This window comes from Mycobacterium sp. 20KCMC460, from assembly GCF_022179425.1.
GTDB lineage: Bacteria > Actinomycetota > Actinomycetes > Mycobacteriales > Mycobacteriaceae > Mycobacterium > Mycobacterium kiyosense.
Genome location: NZ_AP025524.1, coordinates 1,965,251 through 1,982,904 on the forward strand (window position 1 = coordinate 1,965,251; position 17,654 = coordinate 1,982,904).

The following is a 17,654-nucleotide window of genomic DNA, read 5'->3' on the forward strand; positions in this document are numbered from 1 at the left end:
AGTCGACATGTCCGCTACCAGCCTGCAGCCGGAAGGGTCCGCGTGGGCGACGAGCGACTGCTGAGGGCTGGGCAGACGTGCTGGCAGGTCGCTCCAGCCGACCGGTTCGCCTGCATCATCGACGCGGCCGACTATTTCCGGCACGTCAAGGCGGCGATGTTGGGCGCCCAGCACCGGATCGTGCTGATCGCTTGGGATCTGGACGCCAGGATGACGTTCGAGCGCGGCGCCAAGACGCTGGCCGGCCCCAACCAGCTCGGGGTTTTCCTGCTCTGGTTGCTGCGCGAGCGACCGGGGTTGGAGATCTACCTGCTGAAGTCCAACCTGCGGCTGCTGCCGGCTTTCGGCGGCATTTGGAATGGGCTGACCCCGGTGTCTCTGCTCAATCAGATCAGCAGTAAGCGAGTCCATTTCGCCGTCGACGGTGCCCACCCGGTCGGCTCGGTGCACCATCAGAAGATCGTGGTGGTCGACGACGCGGTGGCGTTCTGCGGCGGTATCGATCTGACCGTCAACCGGTGGGACACCCGCGCGCACCTGCACGACAGTCGCGGACGACGGACGCTGGGGCGAAGTTACGGACCGCGACACGACGTCGGCGCTGCGGTCGACGGTGCGGCCGCGCGCGGTCTCGCCGAACAGGCCCGGCTGCGCTGGCAGACCGCCACGGGTCGAACTCTGGAACCCGTCACCGATGTGCGCCCGGCCTGGCCCGCTGACTTGGCGCCGACACTGCGCGACGTCGAGATCGGAATCGCCCGTACCCTACCGGAATTGGACGGTCGCGAGGAAGTCCGTGAGGTCGAGGCGCTGAACCTGGCCGCGATCGCCGCGGCACGCCACAGCATCTACCTGGAAAATCAGTACCTGGCGTCGCGGCGCATCGTCGATGCGCTGGCCGCTCGGCTCAGGGAACCCGACGGGCCGGAGATCGTGGTCGTGCTGGCCCGCCGGGGCAACAACCCGATCGAGCGCGGAACGATGGACAGCGCTCGCCACAAGGTCATTCAATTGCTCTGGGCCGCTGACGAACACAGTCGGCTGGGAGTCTATTGGCCGGCCACCGACGGCGGCGCTCCGATCTACGTCCACTCCAAGATCCTGGTGGTCGACGATCGGTTGCTGCGCATCGGGTCGTCGAACCTCAACAACCGATCGCTGGGTTTCGACAGCGAGTGTGACATTGCCGTCGAAGCGGACCCCGGCGACTCCGATCGGGATGCGGTAAGTCAGCAGATCCGTTGTGTGCGTGACGAATTGGTTTCCGAACACCTGGGTGTGTCGACGGCCGAGCTGGACACGGCGATGCGGCGGTACGGGTCGCTGCGCACGGCGATCGAGCAACTTCGCGGACACGGCCGGACGTTGCGCCCGATCACCGGCCGGACCGTCACGAACGAAGCCGGTCCGCTCGCCGAGAACGACCTCGTCGATCCCGACCATGTGCCGAGGTCGCTGACCCGGGGCCTGCAACGGTTGATCGCCGAACTCAGAGCCTAGCCCGGCCGGTGCAGGAACCCGTGCAGGCTCGCCTGGACGAGTTCGTCGACGATCGCATCGCGGCTGGGTTTCTGCTCGGCGAAGAAGGCCGACCGTAGGGCGACCATGCCGACGATCATCGCCACCGTCGAATGTGCGGGCAGCTCCGGACGATTCGAGCGGAGCCCACGCAACTGCATACCCTCCGTGCTGATCCGGCCGAGCAAGGCGATGGCGCGGCGGATGTCGGCGATGCCGGAGTCGGTGATCTCGTCGTCGCTCAACGACTCCGCGGCGGCCAGCGTCAACAGCAAGCCGCGATGTTCGGTGAGCACGTCGTAGAGCTGCCCGACGAACCGGCGGGCGAATTCGTTCTCGTCGGTCTGCTCGGGCACGATGGCCTGCCACGTCCGCCCGAACTCGTCGACGAAGTCCGTAAACGGAACCACGAGGGCCTCGCGGAACAGGCCGGCCTTGGAACCGAAGTTGCGAAACAGCAGGTATTCACTGACGCCGGCCGCCTCGGCGATCTCCCGCGTGGTGGTGGCGCGGTAGTCCTGACGGGCGAACAGCTCGCGGGCGGCCTCGAGCAACAGCCGGCGCGGCTCGCCGCGGGGCCGGCGTGCCGGCTGGGCGGGCGCCTTCGCGGAAGTTCGGTGGGGCAAGCGCATTCACTCCTGGTCGGCCTTGACCTCGCTCTTAGAATAGTATCCACTATTAACCGGGCTTTCGAGGAAGGGCGTGCAGGGTGGGCGCGGTCATCATGCTCGGCACACTGTTCGGTCTGATCGCGCTGATCTATGGCGTGGTCATCTACTTCGACCCCGAGGCGCGGGAAAAGCGGTGAGCAACGAACTGACCCCGTTGCTCACCGGAGCGGTCATCTTCGGCTGGGGCAGTGGCATCGTGTTCACCGCCATAGCGGTGTATCTGAGCATCCGCGATCGACGTATCCACCCGATGCTGCTGCTGTGCATCTCGGCGATGTCGTTCTCCTGGATCGAGGCGCCGTACGACTGGGCGATGTACGCGCAGTTCCCGCCGGCGCTGCCGCGGATGCCGTCGTGGTGGCCGCTGAACATGACCTGGGGTGGGCTGCCCTCGTCGGTGCCCGTGGGCTACATCGGCTATTTCGTGCTGCCCGCGGTGATCGGCGCCGCGATCGGACAGCGGCTCAGTGCCCGGTTTGGATTACGCAGGCCGACAACGCTTCTCACGGTCGGCTTGATCGTGGGATTCTGCTGGGCCTTCGTGTTCAACGCGTTCGTCGGCGCCCGGCTCGGCGTGTTCCACTACGGCTACGTGATTCCCGGGCTCGCCGTGTTCGAGGGGACCACGCATCAGTACCCGGTCTATGACGCCATCGCGATGGGCGTGCAGATGATGGTCTTCACGTATCTGCTCGGGCGCACAGATGCCCGGGGACGCAACGTCATCGAGAGCTGGGCCGAGAAGAAGACGGCCGGCCGGCTGCAATCGTCGCTGCTGTCCGTCGTCACCGTCATCGCGGTCGGAAACCTGATGTACGGCGCGGTCTTCGCCCCGCATCTGGTGACGAAGCTGGGTGGCTGGGTCACCTCGGGGCCCAGCGGACAGCTCTTTCCCGGCGTGCCGAACCAGCCGAGATAGGACGCGGGGTTATCCCGCCGGTTCAACTCGGCACAGCCGACTTGCCCTTACTCAAGGTGTCCAGCAGCTGCCGGTAGGGCCCGAGGAGATAAACGGTGTCACCGGCGCGCAGAGTCGCGTGATGGCGTGGGTGCACGGTGGGTGCGGCGTTGGCCCGCTCGACCGCGACGACCCGGGTGTGGGTGGGCAGTTCGGACAGCCGCACTCCGTCGAGTCCGCTGTCGGGCGCCACGTGAATAGCGCCGACCACGAATGACCGCAGCCCCACCGAGAAGGTGTCCACCACCTGCAGGCCGATGGCGGCGCCGATGAACCAGGGTGCGGCCAGCTCGACCGTGGAGCGGGCATTGACGAAGCCGAATCGGCGCGCCAGCGCGAACCCCAGGGAGCGGTCGAAGACCCGCAACACCAGCGGAATCTCGGGCCACCGATGCAACGGGCCCACCCGGCGGCCGTGCAGCTGGGCCAGGATCATCCCGGTTTCGATGTTGACCATGTCGTCGTGGGTCAGCACGGCGACCGCGCGGGCTCGATCGACCCGCGCGGACAGCAAGGTCTGAGTCAGCTTGGCGTCGCCGATGATGACCGGGACGTCGAGGTCGTGCGCCTCGGCCAGGTACGGGTTTTCCTCGTCGATCTCGATTACCGCGACGTCGTGGCCGGCGGCTACCAGATCGCCGACCACGCGTATCCCCAGCGCGCTCAGACCGATCACGACGATGTGGTTGCGCAGCCGAGCGATCCGGCGGCCGCTGGCGATCCGGACGAATCGGCGCGACAACAGCACGTCGGCCACGAAGGAGACCAGCAGCGCGACGGTGATCAAACCGACGAACATCATCCCGGTGGCGAACAGCCGGAGCCAGGTCGGTTGGTGCATGAAGCTGTAGTCGCCGTAGCCAGTGGTGCTGATCGACTCGACGGTGAAGTACATCGCGTCGATCCACCCCATCCGGGGGTTGCGGTAGCCGAGCCGCAATACCACGGTCGAGGCCAGCATCAGCGCGGCAATCACTCCCACCAGGGGGTAGAACGCCGGGTTGATGTCGTTACGGAACGCGCGGACGCTGTCGACGGCGCGTCGCAGCGCCACCAGATGAGGGCGTTCCCCAGGCGGGCGCGGGACGTCGAAGCCATGAGCGGCCACCTCCTCGGCGGTACCGATCAGCACTGTCCAGTCTCCGCTGTGGACGCTGAGGTCGCGGTCCGGGCATGCCTCCAATTCCCCTGGGGCCGGCGACTTTTCGCCTCGGATGACTGCCACCGGTGTCAGTTCGCCGTAGAGTTCGCGCAGCGTGGCGTTCTTCCTCGCCGAGAGACCGACGACGACGAACCCGGTCCCGGCGATCGTCAGTGGGTGGCAGCCGTGGCCCACGCAGGCTTCGACCACCGACGGCGCCGCGAGTTCGGCCACGTCGAACATCGCCCCCGAGACGTCGCTGTCGGCGAACGCCTTGCGCAGGATGTCATCGGATAACCGGGCCACCACACGGATATCGGGGTTGGCTTTGTCCGCGAGCAGCGCCACCTCGAGATTCACTGAATCGTCACTGCCTGCGCAGACGACGGCGCGCGCCTGCGTGATACCCGCTCGGCCCAGGCCGCTCTTGGTGCCGGTCCGCGTGGTGTCCTCGAGTCTGACGACGGTCGCACCGGCGGCTTGCAGCTCATCGACGATCGTCATGGCCAGCGCGTCGTCGCCGCTGACGATGATGTGGTCGGTGCGCATCTGGAAGCCGCTCTTACTCCCGCCAGTGCGGAGCCGAAGTTGGGATGGGGGCCTCATCGTTTGATGAATTGAGAACCTGACTTTACACCTGCCGGCCCAGCGGTCGCCGGGAGCTGGGCAACTACAACGTCGTGCTGGTCGGCACGAGAACGCCGTCCTGATCGTGGTGGGCGATGTCGACACCAACTCGCTGGTCGGCGAGGCGCTCGGATCGGTGCCCGGGGCCGTCTCCACGCGCCAAGGCCGAAGTGCCGACCGAAGACCGAGGTCACTTCTTCGACACAATCTCGCTACGGTCCTACCCCGCCGGCAGCACTGGGCGCCACCATGAATGCAGCCGACAGGGGAGGCATTCTTGATACGGAAAGTGATCTTGGCGACGCTCGTTGCCGGCTGCCTGCTGAATCCACTGTCCGCGCCGGCCAAGGCGGACCCGACGTGTGCGGTGAACCTCGCCGCTCCCGAGATCACGGCGGCGATCAAGACGCTGCCGGCCCTGCCGAACAACGCCCCGTGGGATGCCAAGCCAAACAGCTTCGACCCGAGTAGCAACTACAACCCTTGCTCCACCTTGTCGACGGTGATCATCACCGTCACCGGTGCCACCGGGAGTTCACCCGATCTGGCGTTGCTGTTCCACAAGGGCGCCTTCGCCGGCGTCGCCACCTCGAAGGCCTACCCGTTCACCTCGCTGAACAAGGCCAAGACCACCGATGACACCGTCGCCCTGGACTACAAAGACGGCAGCAACGTCTGCACCGCGTGTCCCGGACCCACCACCACGGTGCGGTTCCAATGGCGTGGCAGTCAGGCGGTGGCGCTGGACCCGCTGCCGACGTGGTAGAGCCACCGGCCTGACCCGGCGCTTGGACATTCGGTCCGGGCCGGACAAGATGTAGGCGGAATGGATGCATGTGCGCCTGACGGTGTCGGGCGCACACCTGCCGCAGCGCTGAGGTCAAGATCATGTACGTTCGCCACCAAGCCCGACCGGATCGGAGCCTACTTCAGCGTGTGAGGCGTTGCAGCGCAGTGCTGTCCGTGGCCGTCGCCGCGCTGGGGCTGATACCCCGGGCGGAATCGGCCGCGACCACGCTGCCCGCTGCCCCGCCGCCGCCCGCCGCCCCGGCCGTCCCTGCCGCCCCCGCCCTGGCGTCGGACCCGGCGCTGCTGGCCCGGGACCTGGTGGCAGACGAGCAGACGCTGCGTGACCCGTCGGCGTCGGAGGCCGCGCTGCAGGCGGCGGCGATCCGTGAGCAGGCTGCCTACCGTGCCATCGGGCGCCACCCCGAGTGGGACTCGACGGTGCGCTCCGTCGTTCCGGCCTCGCTCTCTGGAATCTACGACCTCAACATCGATGCTCGTCACCACCTGCAGGCCCTCAACGCCGGTGAAGCCAAACCCACCCTGCCCGCGTGGCGCATCGACCCGCCGGCCCCCGCCGACGAACTGCTGGGTTACTACCGCGCCGCGGAGGCAGCCACCGGCGTCAACTGGAATTACCTGGCGGCGATCAACATGGTCGAAACCGACTTCGGCCGCATCTCCGGAACCAGCACCGCCGGCGCGCAGGGCCCTATGCAGTTCCTGCCCTCGACGTTCGCCTCTTACGGCGACGGCGGAGACATCCATTCGCCGCGGGACAGCATCATGGCGGCCGGTCGCATGCTGGCGGCCAACGGTTTCGCCGCCGACCACGACCGCGCCATCTTCAGCTACAACCACTCGAACAATTACGTCGGAGCGGTCGACGACTATGCCGCCGCGATGGCCGCCGACCCGGCCGCCTTCGCCGCCTACCATCGCTGGGACGTCTACTATCTGACCACTTCGGGTGACGTGCTGCTGCCGGTGGGATACGTTGCATCCGAGCGGATCCCGGCGACCGACTACCTCGCGTCACACCCGCAGTAGTCGTGCGGTCAGGTCATGCAGACGTTGGAGAACAGCAGCACCGGCCACGACACGATCGAGCCCAGGAAGGAGACAACCAGGTCGGCGCCGTGCATCTGATGCAGGTGCTCGGTGTGCGTCGACGACCAGATCAGTCCCACGATGAAGTACGGGATGCCGAGCATGATGGCCAGGCCTATCAGCTCGGCGATGGTCAGCTTGTAGTTGAGTAGGTCACGAAGCCTGCTGAGCATGGTCTGCATCGGTGCACAATGTCCTGATCTGCGGCGGTCAGTTTCTATGTTAATGATAATTCCGCAGGCTGATTGCTCGCCACCCCGCGCTCGCGATAGGTTTGATCAGTCCGAAGTGTCGTCAAGCTGGGGGTTGGGTTAATGACTGTTTCGCGCGAGCCCGCCGATCCCGCAGCTCCCGCTGTCGCGCGGTCCGCGCTCACCCTCGAGGAGACGCGGATCCGCGCCAGGCGGCAAACGGCTCGCTGGACCGACGCGCCGGTGGACGTCCGCGAGGCGATGGACTTCTGGGCGTTCGCCGCCGGGGCTGCGAACGTGATCATGCAGCTGTCGTGGCCCGAGGTGGGCCACGGCGTGGTGGAGTCGAAAGTGGATTCGGGCAACCTGCTCAAGCATCCCTGGAAGCGCGCCCGCACCACTTTCCAGTATCTGGCGGTCGCGGTCTTCGGATCCGAGCGCGATCGAGCCGCGTACCGCGCTGCCGTCGACGGGGCGCACCGGCAGGTCAGGTCAACGCCGGACAGTCCGGTTCGCTACAACGCGTTCGACCCCGAACTGCAGATGTGGGTGGCGGCGTGCCTTTTCGTGGGGCTGGAAGACACGTATCAGCTGCTGCGCGGACCGATGAATTCCGAACAGGCCGAACAGTTCTATCGATCCGCCTGGACGCTGGGTACCACCCTGCAAGTCCGCGAGGAGCAGTGGCCACCGACGCGCGCGGCCTTCGACGACTACTGGGTCAACGCCTGCGCGCGTGTGCACATCGACGACGTGGTCGGCGACTATCTGCGGCAGCTGATCGACCTGCGGATGATCAACCCGTTGCTGCGGTTGCCTTTTCACCGTTTACTGAAGTTCCTCACGGTCGGCTTTCTGGCCCCGGTGTTTCGGGAGGCACTCGGGGTCTCATGGAGCGTTGCCAAACAACGGCGCTTCGAATGGCTGTTCCTGCTGGTGGCTTTCGTCAACCGCTTCCTGCCGCCGTTCGTCCGGCAGGGCGGCAGTCATGTGTTGTTGGCCGACGTCCGCCACCGGGTGCGCCGGAACCGTCGGTTGATCTGAATGGAGCACGCGACGATGGATCGGCTCCGCCGGATTTTGAGCTACCAGGTCAGCATCGCCGCGCTGATCGAGGTGGCACTGTGGCTGGCGCTGCCCTACCTGACCATCGGGTTGGTCTGGGCCGCACTGCATCCCACGCAGGTCGAGCAGATCGAGGAGCGGCTGGCCAGGGTGGCGCCGGCCGGTGCCGACCTCGGCGCGTTCGGGTTGGTGACGGTCTTGTGGCCGGCTTCGCTGCAGATCGCTGCGGCCTGCCCCGCGTCCTGAATTCGGTTGGTAGAAGGAATACAAACTAACGACCATGTTCGCGGGGATGCCGTGGCGGGCGCCGTCGTCGTGAAGTGCTGCCGTTGCTGCGGAATCGTCTCGATTGACGGCTACTTGGCATAGTGTGACGTCACACCGACCCTCGGGCTAGCGCTGATTGCCGTCATCGCGATCATTGTGGTGATGTACGCCAGCAGTATCTTCCACTGAGCGGCACGTCAGTCGAGGAGAGGCGGGGATGAAAGTACATCTGCAAGTCGAAGGCCACCCGGACAAAGTCCGTGCCAGCGCCCGGGCGATCGCCGACACCGGAGCCGACGGTCTGTTCACCTTCGAGGGCCCGCACGACGTCTTCTTCCCGCTGGTCGTGGCGGCGGGGGAGACCGAGCTGGAGCTGATGACCAACGTCGCGATCGCCGGCCCGCGCAGCCCCGTTCATCTCGCGCATTCCGCTTACGACCTGCAGGTTTACAGTCGCGGCCGGTTCCGGCTCGGCCTGGGCTCGCAGATCCGGGCGCACATCGAGAAGCGGTACGGCAGCCAGTGGGGTAGGCCGGCGGCCCGGATGGCCGAGACCGTCTCGGCGATCAAGGCGATCTTCGCCAACTGGGAGGGCCAGGCGCCGCTGAAGTTTCGTGGCGAGTTCCACACCCACACCTTGATGCCACCCAACTTCAATCCGGGCCCGAACCCGTACGGTCCGCCGCCGGTGCTGCTGGGCGCGCTCGGTCCGGTGATGACCCGTAAGGCGGCCGAAGTCGCCGACGGGCTGCTGATGATGCCGTTCAACAGTGCGCGGCACCTGGCGCAGCGGACTTCGCCCGCACTGGCCGAAGGCCTGCAAAGCTCCGGGCGAGCCCTGACCGACCTGCAGGTGATCGCGCAGGCGATGGTGGCCGTCGGCGGTACCGAGACCGAGCTGGCGACTGCGATCGACGGCGTGGCGACGCTGATCGCCTTCTACGGTTCGACGCCCAATTATCGGCCGGTGCTCGACGTGGAGGGCTGGGGGGAGCTGCAACCGCGCCTCAACGCACTGTCCAAGGTGGGTGATTACGCTGCCATGCGCGCCTTGATCAGTGACGACATGGTGCGCACCATCGGCATCGTCGGCACCCCGCACGACTGCGCAGCCGAGATCGAGAAGCGGTTCGGTGCAATGGCTTCCGATATCTGTTGCTACTTCCCGGGCTACACGCCCAGCGCGCGGGACCTCGCCGACCTGGTCGCCGGGCTGCACGCCGGCCAGGTGCTGACATGAACCCGGCCAACCCGGAGCCGCCGACGGATCGCCGGGACACCGAGATCGAGCGGCTCGCCGAGAAGATCGCGCTGACGGCCCGGGAGATGGCGCCGCAGATCGACCGGGAGCGCCGGCTCCCGTCGCCATTGGTGACGCAGTTGACCGAGGCCGGGTTGCTGCGGGCCACCATGCCGCGCGAAGTCGACGCGCTGGAGCTCTCGCCGGCGACGGCACTGCGGTGTGCCGAAACCCTCGCCCGCGGTGACGCGGCGACCGGCTGGTGTGTGTCGATCGCAATCACCAGCGCGTTACTGGTCGCCTATCTGCCGGACGGCACCCGCGGCGAGATGTTCGGTGGCGGCGGGGGTATCGCCGCCGGGGTGTGGGCCCCACGCGGCACCGCGACGTCGGTCGACGGCGGGGTGCGGGTGACCGGCCGCTGGCCCTTCTGCAGCGGAATCACCCACGCCGACATGATGTTTGCCGGCTGCATCGTCGACGAAGCGCCGGTCCCGTCGGTCGTCGCACTGCCCAAGGCGGATTTGCAGGTCCTGGACACCTGGCACACTCTGGGCCTGCGCGGCACCGGCAGCCACGACACCGTCGCCAACGACGTCTTCGTGCCGGCCGACCGGGTGTTGTCGCTGTTCGACGGCCCGGTGCTCGACCGTCCGCTCTATCGCTTCCCGGTCTTCGGGTTCTTCGCGTTGTCGATCGGTGCGGCGGCGCTGGGCAATGCCCGGGCAGCGATCGACGACCTGGTCGAACTGGCCGGGGCGAAAAAGGGACTCGGGTCGACCCGCACCCTGGCCCAGCGCCCGGCAACGCAGGCCGCCGTCGCGACGGCCGACGCGGCCCTGAGCGCGGCACGGCTGTTCTACTACCAGGCGATCGAGGAGGCGTGGCAGGCCAGCCAGCAGCCCGGCCCGGTGTCGGTACAGTTGCGCAACCGGTTGCGCCTGGCAGCCACCCACGCCACCCGGACTGCCGCCGACGTGGTGCGCAGCATGTACGAAATGGCAGGTGGCACAGCGATTTACGACACTTCTGCGCTGCAGCGACGGTTTCGCGACGCCTTTACCGCCACCGCGCACTTTCAGGTCAACGAGGCGTCCCGCGAGCTGCCCGGACGTATCCTGCTCGGCCAGCAGGCCGACGCTTCGATGTTGTGAGACATGTGATGAACGCCGTCGAGGTTGTGCTGCCGTTCTGGCTCGACCGACCCGACCGGGAAGCACTCGAGGTGGCGCAATCCGCTTCCGACAACGGTTTCGGCGCGCTGTGGATCGGGGAGATGGCCACCTACGATGCGTTCGCGCTGGCGACCGCGATCGGGTTGCGTGCGCCGGATTTGACGCTGAACATCGGACCGCTGGCGGTCGGGGTGCGCGGGCCGGTGACCCTGGCGCTGGGCGCCAGCTCGGTGGCCTCCCTCACCGGCAACCCGGTGCACCTCGCGCTGGGGGCGTCCAGCCCGATGATCGTTGCCGGCTGGCACAACCGCGGCTGGGCGCAGCACGTGTCCGTCATGCGCGAAACCATCGAATGTCTGCGCCCGATGCTGGCGGGTGACCGCGTCGACTACACGGGCCGGCATGTCGGCAGCCACGGTTTCCGGCTACGCACACCCATCCCTGAGGCGCGAATCGCGTTGGGGGCGTTCGGCCCCGCCATGATCAGGCTGGCGGCGCAGCTGGCCGACGAGGTGGTGCTCAACCTGGCGTCGCCGGCGCGTGTCGCGCAGGTCCGGGCGGCGATCGAGGAGGCCACCTCGCCTGGTCGCCCGGCGCCGCGGCTGACCGTCTGGGTGCCGGTCGCACTGAATCCGGGCGCCGCTGCTCGCGCGCAGCTGGCCGGACAGCTGGCGGTGTACCTTGCCCCGCCGGGTTACGGAGAGATGTTCAGCGACTTGGGTTTCGGCGATCTCGTCGGCAAGGCCCGGGCCGGCGCCGCCCGGCGCGAAGTGGCGGCTGCGGTGCCCGTCGAACTGCTGGATGCGGTGTCGGCCTTGGGCTCAGCCGAGCGGATCGCCGAACGGCTGGGCGCCTACGCGCAGGCCGGTGCCGACTGTGTCGCGCTGGTGCCCGCCACCGCGGAAGATCCCGGCGCCCGGGCAACGCTGAGGACGCTGGCGCCCTGAAGGGTGCCTACGTGGTGCCGCGACACGTCGTCACCTGTCGATCTTGAAGCGGCCGGCGAACGCGCGCAGCGGCAGGTCGGCGCTGGTGATCAGGCCGGGGGGAGCGGCGACGACCGACTTGATGGAGTTCAGCGCGGGCAGGCCGGTCACGGTCATGCCGATCGAGGCGAAGTTGTCCGGGTTGGACAGGTCGACGCCCGGCTTCGGGAAGATCATGTGCTTGTTGTAGATGCAGGGGTCGCCCTTGATCTGGGTGATGTAGCAGCCCTTGATATCCCAGTTCGGGTCGGTGTGCGGGGTCATCTGCCATTCCAGGTGCGTCTCGACCCTGGGGATGCCGTCGACCATGCCCTGGTACTTGATGTAGTTGCCGCCCAGCGAACCCTTGGGCAGCGTGTACCAGCCCAGGTCGACGTCTTTGGTGCAGGCGCCCAGCTCGTAGCTGAACTTCACCTCGTCGAGTTCGATTTCGAAGCAGTCGGCCATCATCAGCACGCTGTCGGCGAACACCCGGGTGTACTTCTCCAGCTTCGAGGGGATCGACGGATCATCCACCGGCAGGCCGTAACCCACCTCGATCCAGGTGTCCTTGGAGTGGTGGCAGGACACGTCGACGGATTCGATGGTGGTGACGTTCTCGATCTCGGCGACGTCGGCCGAACACACCACCCCCAGGATCTGGTTGACGCCGGGGTTCATGCCGGTCCCGTAGAACGTCGTGCCGCCCTTCGCGCAGGCTTCTGCCAAGAGCTGGGTGACCGGCTTGCCGGAGTGGTGCGGGTGATTGCGGTCCCGGTGCCATCCGGTGATCCAGTCGGCGGTGGTCACGATGTTGATGCCGGCCTCGAGGACTTTCACGTAGAGGTCTTCGTCGGGGAAGACGCCGTGGAAGGTCAGCACGTCGGGTCTGGCGGCGATGATCTCCTCGACGGTGCCGGTGGCCTTGACTCCGTTGGCCGGCAGGCCGACCAGCTCGCCGACGTCTTTGCCGACCTTCTCCGGTGAATAACAGTGCACGCCAATGAGTTCGAGATCGGGGTGGGTGGCGATGCGCTTGATCATCTCCGAACCGACATTGCCGGTGGCAACCTGGAAAACCTTGATCGTCATGGGTGGCCCTTCACTAGGAGTTGGCTGCAGCCAGTTCGGCGGCGGTGCCGCCCTTGCCGTCGGGATAGAACCTCTTGGCCCAGTTGCGAATTGCGGTGAACCCTTCGTACTCCGCGGACGCCAGGGCGGGTGGGTCGGAGTAGCGCTGGTGCGCCCAGATATGGATGTCCTGGGTGAACTGCCGGATCACTTCCGCACCGAACGAGCGGGCGTTGGCCTCGTCGCGTTCGGCGCGCTCCGCCGGCCGGCCCGGGACCCGCCCGATGTAGACCATGAACCGGACGTCGGAGGTGCGCTCGTCGACCGGCGTGATCGCCGAGATGGTGCGGTTGTCGATCATTCCCCAACTCTTGGTGACCGCGATGCCCAGACCGCCGTTGATGGCCTCCACACCACTTTTGACGTCATCGATGCTCTGCTGGTCATCGCCTTCGAAGGTGATGGTGAAGTCCACGTAGGACACCGCGTCGTCGAAGTCGTGCCGGGTGAAGACGGGCACGATCGGCGTGTTGTGGACGTACTTGAAGTGGGCGAAGTCGACCCCGTTCTCCAGCACGTACTGCGGGTGCATCTCCAGGCCCTGCCGAAACAGCCGCTGCTGCGGATAGTAGTCGGCTGGCCCGCTGCCGTCGGCGAAGCTGGCGAAGACGTCGGGCGCGTCGAAAAACGGTGGGCGGCACTCGATGTCGTGCCAGATGTAGACCGACTCGTTGCGCTCCACCACGGGGTAGGTGCGGATGCGACGGCCGCGGTTGGGGCGGTCCTGGTAGGGGATGCAGACGTTGCGTCCCTGCTGGCTCCACTGCCAGCCGTGGAACGGGCACTGCAGCACGTCGCCGACCACTTTGCCGCCGTAGCCCAGGTGGGCGCCCAGGTGTTCGCAGTAGGCGTTCATCACGGTCAGCTGACCCGATTCGGCGCGCCAGGCGACCATTTCCTGGTCGAAGTACTTCATGGTGTGGACATCGCCGATGCCGATCTCGTCAGACCACGCAACCTGGAACCATCCGGTTGGTTTCATCGACAACGGCGGCTTGGCCATACGTGCGGTCCTCCCGATTCGTCACGGAGAACTCTAGGAAAAAGTCATAAAGGTGTCAACGAAACTTCTCTGATGGCGTTACGATGCGGGGATGGCGGTGGCGGACAGCGCGGGTCGCAGATCGAACAGGCGAGGTGTGGCCACCCGCGAGGCGATGTTGCAGGCGGCGGTGAGCGCGCTGGCGTCCGGCGATCCCGGCGCGGTTTCGGCCAACCGCATCGCCAAGCAGATCGGTGTCACCTGGGGCACCGTGCAATATCAGTTCGGCGACGCCGACGGATTCTGGGCGGCGGTGCTGCATCACACCGCCGAACGGCGGGCCAACGTGTTCACCCAACCCGATACCGGGGCGCCGTTGCAGGCGCGGGTCGCGCAGATCATCGACACCCTCTACGACGGCCTGAACGCACCGGACTCCCGGGCCATCGAGAACCTGCGCGCAGCCTTACCGCGCGAGCCCGGCGAGCTGGATCGGCTCTATCCGCGCACCGCGGCCGAACTGCGCTCCTGGGGGCAGGGCTGGCATGCGACCTGTCAGAAGGCGTTCGCCGACCTGCAGGTCGATCCGCAGCGGGTGCGCGAGATGGCTACGCTGATCCCCGGCGCGATGCGCGGCCTGGTGTCCGAGCGGCAATTGGGCAGTTACGCGGACCTGGACGAGGCCCGCCGCGGGCTGACCAACGCCATCGTGTCCTATCTGGCTGAATCTGTTGTGGTGCAACGTATTAAATAAGGGGGACAAAGCGGCGCAACTTGCCGCTGACGGGATGACGATCAACCCGGTCCACCGCATGGACGGTCACCTCGGGGCGGTTCAGGCCGGCATCGACCAGCGCCCGGCGCAGCCGTCCCGCCAATCCGTACTGTACCCGATCGTCCTCGAAAATCGCGAAAACTTCTATCCCACATACAGTTTGGTGTACCTGGTAATCGGTCACCCCGGGGGTTGTGGCCAGCACCGAGCGGATGGCAATGGGGTGAATGGTGGTGTGCTGGTATCGCAGCACGTCGTCACTGCGTCCCTGAACACGAGCCCGCAGATGGCCGTGTTCGTCGGCGTCGGGCTGGCGGGTGAAGATGTCGGTGAGCTCGTAGCGGATCAGCGGCTGGACGAGATTATAGAGATTGGTTACCAACACTTTGGCCGACGGGACGCCGGGTGCCACGGGCCGGTTGTCGGCATCGACGAGTTCGACGATGCACATGTCGGTGTTGAACGCGAACACGTCATCGTCCGGGCCGGTCTTGCCCACCAGTCCTTCCGTCGAGCCGAAGCCGTCAAAGACCGGTACCCCGAACGCTTCCCGGATCGAGACACGCATTTCGGGAAGCAGCGTCTCGCTGGTGGTGTTGACCTCCGTTGGTGCGATCCGCAGTCGGCCCGCGCCGGCCTCGACGGCAAGGCGGACCAGCATGCTCGCATACCCGCCCAACACCTCGGGCTGCCACGCGTTGAGCCGGTCGACAATTTCCCAGATCGGTTGTGTCGCGGGCACGAGATCGACATGGGCGGGTGCATCGCCGCCCTCGGTCAGCGCCGCCAGTAAACCCGTGGCGTGCACGGCCGACGGCGCGGCCACCATCGCGATGCGCGGCGGCTTGGTCGGCGCCGTCGCGCAGCGCAGTGATTCCACCGGCGGCCGGGCAAGAGCGGAGAGGAACCCGGCGGTCGCGGCACGATCGTAGACGAACAGGCCGCGTCGCCCCGAGCATCCACCCGTGCTCAGTGCGATGTAGTCGTCGAGGATCGGCACCGGCCGTTCTACCGTTGCCGCAAGCGATGATTCGATGTCGCCGCGCCTGAGGCGAGGATCGGTGAAGACGTCGTCTAGGGCTTCCATCATCTCGGCTTTTGTCATCACCGGCAGCGCCGAAAGGTCGGTGGGGTCGATGTCGGTGACATCGATGTCGCCAAGCCGGCGGCGATGAAACGGCGAGTGCTCGACGGCGTGCGACAGCAACGTGTGCAGGCTGCGACGCTGTGCAGCGAGGATTTCGTCGGTGCTGAAGAACAGGGCGTTAAACTGTTCTGGCGCAGCGATATTCACGGCGGTGATCACGTCGTTGCGGAACCGGTGCCATGGGGTCACTTCGAGCTCCCGTCCTCGGCGAGTCCGAGGGCACGGATCAACAATTGCGTGGCGTGCTCGTCGGGTATCGCGTCCGGATTGGCGGCACGCTCCAGCGCCAGGCCGGCGGTGCCCGCTTGAAGAAACTCGGCGACCGACCGTAACGGCACCGTCGGTCGCACACCGGTCGGCTCGAAGAGACGTTCCAGCGCTGTCGCGATGCCCTCGATCGTGCGGGCGTGAGCTTCGGCGTATCGCCGGTTCAGCTCGGCATCGCGAAGTGCCAGGGCGCGGAATTCGACCAGTAGCTGGGCCCAGCCGGGTTCCGCGGCGGCATCTCGTTGCCCGGCACGAATCAGCTCCCGCAGCCCTTCGGCCCCGGCGAACTCTTTGGCCAGGCGCTCGTTCTCGGCAGCCCGCTCGGTAATCCGTCGCTCCAGCAACGCTAAGAACATGTCGGCTTTGCTGCCGAACTGCGAGTAGACGACGCCCCGGGAGAAGCCTGCCTCGTCGGCGATGGTCTCCAGGCTGGCGCCGCCGTACCCCCGTGCCACGAAGACCCGCTGTGCGGCGACGAGCACCTTTTCGCGATTCCGTTCGACCTGTTGGACCCTGGTTAACCTGGGCATATCCGGAATTAGATACTGATGTTATTCGAATGTCAATGGTATCTAATCTGGTGACGAGTCAAAGCGAGTGGCCGTGGGTAACACACTGCTGTGAATATCGTCGACGCTGTTGGTCAGCGCCTGGTCTCTCTATATCGCCGTACCGGGGCCGATGTGCCGTTCGGCGATCCGACGCCCTCGCACGGCACCGAGATGGAGGGCTGGTTCTGGCGACTGTCCGATCCGGCCGACGGTCGCGTGGTGGTTGCTTTGTGCAGTGAGAACCGCCATCCCGACGGCAACTGGTCCACGGCGGCGATCGCGCTGCACCCCGGCGGGGTGGTGCGCTCGGCGGCGGTCGACGGCGTACTGGCCGATCGGCAAGAATTCTCGGTGCAGGCCGACGCCGCCGGCAATGTGATCGATGCGACCCGCGACCGGCTCAAGATGGTGCTAGGCGACACCGCCGTCGATCTGAAATTCACTGATGCGTTCCAGTGGCCCAAGGCATTCGGCGGCGGGGGAGTGTTCTCGGCGGTGCCGTTTCTGAACCAGTACTGGCACCCCTACCGGTTGGACGGCAAGGCCTCCGGGACCGTCACGCACGGCGACCAGCGCTGGACGTTCAACAACGCCACGCTGTACTGCGAACGCAACTGGGGAGCGGGTTTCCCGGTGCGGTGGTGGTGGGGCCAGGCCCACGACTTCGGTGACGCCGATGTGTCGGTGGCTTTCTCCGGCGGCCTGCTCGAGCTCGGGCCGCTCAAGCGAGACGTCGGCGGAGTCGTTGTGCGACTGGGAAATCGGGTGCTGCGCGTCACGTCCCCGGCGTTGGTGTCGTCGGAGTGCGACGTGGAGCACTGGCACGTCGACGCGCGCAACGCACGTTTCCGGGTGGAGCTGGACGGACACGGAACGGGCGACGGTCCGCACGTGCTGCCAGTGCCGCTGCCGGCCGAGCGCCGCAACATCGACACCGACTACGAGTACCTGGCGGGGACGCTGCACTGCCGGGTCCGGGAATGGGGTCGCACCATCTTCGAGGGCACCTCGACGCTGGCCGGGCTGGAGGTCGGCGACCGACCCGCATGACGGGCCCGACGGCGGTAGTCTGCAACGCCATGGGGCA

Annotated in this window: 18 protein-coding genes; 11 read left to right on the forward strand and 7 right to left on the reverse strand. The window is 66.6% G+C overall.

Going from position 1 to position 17,654, the window contains the following annotated elements:
• Positions 1–42 precede the first annotated feature (42 nt).
• Complete coding sequence (locus MKCMC460_RS09140) at positions 43–1,500, forward strand: phospholipase D-like domain-containing protein (RefSeq protein ID WP_236981584.1); 1,458 nt, start codon at positions 43–45, stop codon at positions 1,498–1,500.
• Here MKCMC460_RS09140 and MKCMC460_RS09145 read toward each other — a convergent pair.
• Positions 1,497–2,150, reverse strand: a complete 654-nt coding sequence (locus tag MKCMC460_RS09145) for a TetR/AcrR family transcriptional regulator (protein ID WP_236981585.1) — start codon at positions 2,148–2,150, stop codon at positions 1,497–1,499. The two genes, MKCMC460_RS09140 and MKCMC460_RS09145, sit on opposite strands and share 4 nt — an antisense overlap.
• Positions 2,151–2,322: 172 nt before the next feature.
• On the opposite strand from MKCMC460_RS09145, the gene MKCMC460_RS09150 reads away from it, so the two are divergent.
• Positions 2,323–3,108 (forward strand): spirocyclase AveC family protein, encoded by a 786-nt coding sequence (locus tag MKCMC460_RS09150; RefSeq protein ID WP_238305598.1) that lies wholly within the window; start codon positions 2,323–2,325, stop codon positions 3,106–3,108.
• Positions 3,109–3,130: 22 nt separating this feature from the next.
• On the opposite strand, the gene MKCMC460_RS09155 is transcribed toward MKCMC460_RS09150, so the two are convergent.
• Positions 3,131–4,837, reverse strand: a complete 1,707-nt coding sequence (locus MKCMC460_RS09155; RefSeq protein WP_236981587.1) for an NAD-binding protein — start codon at positions 4,835–4,837, stop codon at positions 3,131–3,133.
• 373 nt (positions 4,838–5,210) lie between these two features.
• Between MKCMC460_RS09155 and MKCMC460_RS09160 the strand changes: the two genes are divergently transcribed.
• Both MKCMC460_RS09160 and MKCMC460_RS09165 read left to right on the forward strand, forming a co-directional pair.
• On the forward strand, positions 5,211–5,681 hold the full coding sequence (locus tag MKCMC460_RS09160) for an LppP/LprE family lipoprotein (protein ID WP_236981588.1): 471 nt from the start codon (positions 5,211–5,213) through the stop codon (positions 5,679–5,681).
• A gap of 188 nt (positions 5,682–5,869) precedes the next feature.
• Positions 5,870–6,751, forward strand: coding sequence for a transglycosylase SLT domain-containing protein (locus MKCMC460_RS09165; RefSeq protein WP_370653096.1), 882 nt, complete (start codon positions 5,870–5,872; stop codon positions 6,749–6,751).
• A gap of 8 nt (positions 6,752–6,759) precedes the next feature.
• On the opposite strand, the gene MKCMC460_RS09170 is transcribed toward MKCMC460_RS09165, so the two are convergent.
• A complete protein-coding gene (locus MKCMC460_RS09170) occupies positions 6,760–6,984 on the reverse strand; it encodes a hypothetical protein (RefSeq protein WP_236983907.1) in 225 nt (74 codons plus the stop codon).
• A gap of 141 nt (positions 6,985–7,125) precedes the next feature.
• Between MKCMC460_RS09170 and MKCMC460_RS09175 the strand changes: the two genes are divergently transcribed.
• The 5 genes from MKCMC460_RS09175 (at position 7,126) to MKCMC460_RS09195 (ending at position 11,696) form a co-directional block, all read left to right on the forward strand.
• Complete coding sequence (locus MKCMC460_RS09175; protein WP_236981590.1) at positions 7,126–8,046, forward strand: oxygenase MpaB family protein; 921 nt, start codon at positions 7,126–7,128, stop codon at positions 8,044–8,046.
• Positions 8,047–8,313, forward strand: a complete 267-nt coding sequence (locus tag MKCMC460_RS09180) for a hypothetical protein (protein ID WP_236981591.1) — start codon at positions 8,047–8,049, stop codon at positions 8,311–8,313.
• Between the two features lie 238 nt (positions 8,314–8,551).
• Positions 8,552–9,574, forward strand: a complete 1,023-nt coding sequence (locus MKCMC460_RS09185) for a TIGR03617 family F420-dependent LLM class oxidoreductase (protein WP_236981592.1) — start codon at positions 8,552–8,554, stop codon at positions 9,572–9,574.
• Positions 9,571–10,728, forward strand: coding sequence for an acyl-CoA dehydrogenase family protein (locus tag MKCMC460_RS09190; RefSeq protein ID WP_236981593.1), 1,158 nt, complete (start codon positions 9,571–9,573; stop codon positions 10,726–10,728). The genes MKCMC460_RS09185 and MKCMC460_RS09190 overlap by 4 nt, the downstream gene beginning before the upstream one ends.
• Positions 10,729–10,736: 8 nt before the next feature.
• Positions 10,737–11,696: an LLM class F420-dependent oxidoreductase gene (locus MKCMC460_RS09195; RefSeq protein ID WP_236983908.1), complete on the forward strand. Its 960-nt coding sequence runs from the start codon at positions 10,737–10,739 to the stop codon at positions 11,694–11,696.
• Between the two features lie 30 nt (positions 11,697–11,726).
• Here MKCMC460_RS09195 and MKCMC460_RS09200 read toward each other — a convergent pair whose 3' ends face one another.
• Both MKCMC460_RS09200 and MKCMC460_RS09205 read right to left on the reverse strand, forming a co-directional pair.
• Positions 11,727–12,806, reverse strand: coding sequence for a dihydrodipicolinate reductase (locus tag MKCMC460_RS09200; protein WP_238305602.1), 1,080 nt, complete (start codon positions 12,804–12,806; stop codon positions 11,727–11,729).
• A gap of 13 nt (positions 12,807–12,819) precedes the next feature.
• Complete coding sequence (locus tag MKCMC460_RS09205) at positions 12,820–13,848, reverse strand: Rieske 2Fe-2S domain-containing protein (RefSeq protein WP_236981594.1); 1,029 nt, start codon at positions 13,846–13,848, stop codon at positions 12,820–12,822.
• 91 nt (positions 13,849–13,939) lie between these two features.
• On the opposite strand from MKCMC460_RS09205, the gene MKCMC460_RS09210 reads away from it, so the two are divergent.
• Positions 13,940–14,581, forward strand: a complete 642-nt coding sequence (locus MKCMC460_RS09210) for a TetR/AcrR family transcriptional regulator (RefSeq protein ID WP_236981595.1) — start codon at positions 13,940–13,942, stop codon at positions 14,579–14,581.
• Here MKCMC460_RS09210 and MKCMC460_RS09215 read toward each other — a convergent pair.
• Positions 14,574–15,908, reverse strand: a complete 1,335-nt coding sequence (locus MKCMC460_RS09215) for a phenylacetate--CoA ligase family protein (RefSeq protein ID WP_236981596.1) — start codon at positions 15,906–15,908, stop codon at positions 14,574–14,576. The genes MKCMC460_RS09210 and MKCMC460_RS09215 overlap by 8 nt on opposite strands.
• Before the next feature lie 26 nt (positions 15,909–15,934).
• Complete coding sequence (locus MKCMC460_RS09220) at positions 15,935–16,546, reverse strand: TetR/AcrR family transcriptional regulator (protein ID WP_236981597.1); 612 nt, start codon at positions 16,544–16,546, stop codon at positions 15,935–15,937.
• Positions 16,547–16,636: 90 nt separating this feature from the next.
• On the opposite strand from MKCMC460_RS09220, the gene MKCMC460_RS09225 reads away from it, so the two are divergent.
• The gene (locus MKCMC460_RS09225; RefSeq protein ID WP_236981598.1) at positions 16,637–17,617 is read left to right on the forward strand and encodes a tocopherol cyclase family protein; all 981 of its coding nucleotides are present in this window, start codon (positions 16,637–16,639) and stop codon (positions 17,615–17,617) included.
• The last annotated feature ends 37 nt before the right edge of the window (positions 17,618–17,654 follow it).

Bases quoted from the DNA above. Each gene is read 5' to 3' on its own strand.
- MKCMC460_RS09145 (WP_236981585.1), bottom strand. From the start codon at position 2,150: ATGCGCTTGCCCCACCGAACTTCCGCGAAGGCGCCCGCCCAGCCGGCA.
- MKCMC460_RS09155 (WP_236981587.1), bottom strand. From the start codon at position 4,837: ATGCGCACCGACCACATCATCGTCAGCGGCGACGACGCGCTGGCCATG.
- MKCMC460_RS09170 (WP_236983907.1), bottom strand. From the start codon at position 6,984: ATGCTCAGCAGGCTTCGTGACCTACTCAACTACAAGCTGACCATCGCC.
- MKCMC460_RS09175 (WP_236981590.1), top strand. From the start codon at position 7,126: ATGACTGTTTCGCGCGAGCCCGCCGATCCCGCAGCTCCCGCTGTCGCG.
- MKCMC460_RS09180 (WP_236981591.1), top strand. From the start codon at position 8,047: ATGGAGCACGCGACGATGGATCGGCTCCGCCGGATTTTGAGCTACCAG.
- MKCMC460_RS09185 (WP_236981592.1), top strand. From the start codon at position 8,552: ATGAAAGTACATCTGCAAGTCGAAGGCCACCCGGACAAAGTCCGTGCC.
- MKCMC460_RS09190 (WP_236981593.1), top strand. From the start codon at position 9,571: ATGAACCCGGCCAACCCGGAGCCGCCGACGGATCGCCGGGACACCGAG.
- MKCMC460_RS09195 (WP_236983908.1), top strand. From the start codon at position 10,737: ATGAACGCCGTCGAGGTTGTGCTGCCGTTCTGGCTCGACCGACCCGAC.
- MKCMC460_RS09200 (WP_238305602.1), bottom strand. From the start codon at position 12,806: ATGACGATCAAGGTTTTCCAGGTTGCCACCGGCAATGTCGGTTCGGAG.
- MKCMC460_RS09205 (WP_236981594.1), bottom strand. From the start codon at position 13,848: ATGGCCAAGCCGCCGTTGTCGATGAAACCAACCGGATGGTTCCAGGTT.
- MKCMC460_RS09210 (WP_236981595.1), top strand. From the start codon at position 13,940: ATGGCGGTGGCGGACAGCGCGGGTCGCAGATCGAACAGGCGAGGTGTG.
- MKCMC460_RS09220 (WP_236981597.1), bottom strand. From the start codon at position 16,546: ATGCCCAGGTTAACCAGGGTCCAACAGGTCGAACGGAATCGCGAAAAG.